Source organism: Ensifer sp. EB106-03-01-XG145 (assembly GCF_058792075.1).
On sequence record NZ_JBYTEC010000069.1, the window covers coordinates 1 to 1,269 of the forward strand.

A 1,269-nucleotide genomic window follows, 5' to 3' on the forward strand; every position below is an offset into this window, starting at 1 on the left:
TGTTGTTCAGTCCGGGGAGATACCTGACAGGTGTTCGGGGAGATAGCTGACACATCATCGGCTGGATTTGGTCTTGAGGAGATCGGTCCATGCCCTGGCGAGAGGTGTCGGCGATGGAAGAACGTCGCGAGTTCGTTCGTCTGGCGATGATGGAAGGAGCGAACCGGCGGGAGCTTTGCCGTCGGTTCGGCATCAGCGCGGATGTTGGCTACAAGTGGCTGGCGCGATGGGCGGCAGGCGATGGCGATCTGGGGGACCGGTCGCGTCGTCCTCATGCCAGTCCCGGCCGCTGCAGCGAGCGGATCGAAGCTGCGGCGCTTTCAGTGCGCGACGCTCATCCGGCCTGGGGCGCCCGCAAGATCGCCGCCTGCCTGCGGCGCGACGGGCTGGAGCCGCCGGCGGTCTCGACCGTCCACGCGATATTGCGCCGTCACGGCCGGATCGATGGCTTCCCGACTTGTCCCGGCAAGGCCTGGCAACGCTTCGAAAAAGCCGAACCCAATCAGCTCTGGCAGATGGACTTCAAGGGCTGGGTCAAGCTGACGGGAGGCGAGCGTTGCCATCCCCTGACCATCGTCGACGATCATTCCCGCTTCTCGCCCTGCCTGAGGGCGTGTGCCGACCAGCAGGGCGTGACGGTCAAGGCTGAGCTGACGCGGACCTTCCGGCGCTATGGCCTGCCCCAGGCCTTCTTCGTCGATAACGGCCAGCCCTGGGGCGAACCGGGCGGCGAGCGGTGGACCCGCCTGTGCGTCTGGCTGCTCAAGCTCGGCGTCGAGGTGTGGCACAGCCGGCCCTACCATCCCCAGAGCCGCGGCAAGATCGAACGCTTCCACCGAACTCTGGAGGCCGAAGTCCTCGATCTGCGCGGCTTCAGCGATCTGGGCCAGGCCCAGATCGCCTTCGATCGCTGGCGTGAGATCTACAATCACCAACGGCCCCACGAAGCCCTGGGCCAGAACCCGCCAGCCAGCCGTTACCGACCGAGCGCACGGGCCATGCCCGGCTGCCTCCTCGACCCGCATTACGACAGCGGCGAGATCGTCCGCGTCGTCTCCACCACCAAGGCCTATGTCAGCTTCAAGGGCAGGCTATGGCGCGTCCCAAGAGCCTTCTGCGGAGAACGCCTCGCTATCCGCCCTCTAACCCGGGACGGCACCTATGGCGTCTTCTTCGCCTCACACAAGGTCGCAACCATCGACTTGACCAAACCCAAAACTGTCAGTCATCTCTCCGAACAGGTGTCCGCTATCTCCCCGGACTGAACAC

General features: G+C 65.1%; 1 protein-coding gene. It reads left to right on the top strand.

Annotation, left to right across the window (positions count from 1 at the left end; translation table 11 throughout):
• The first annotated feature begins 89 nt into the window (after positions 1-89).
• Positions 90-1,265 (top strand): IS481 family transposase, encoded by a 1,176-nt coding sequence (locus AC3WWH_RS34765; RefSeq protein ID WP_058321969.1) that lies wholly within the window; start codon positions 90-92, stop codon positions 1,263-1,265.
• The last annotated feature ends 4 nt before the right edge of the window (positions 1,266-1,269 follow it).

What these genes read in the sequence shown, in the direction of transcription:
- AC3WWH_RS34765 (WP_058321969.1), top strand. Translation starts at nt 90, where the DNA reads ATGCCCTGGCGAGAGGTGTCGGCGATGGAAGAACGTCGCGAGTTCGTT.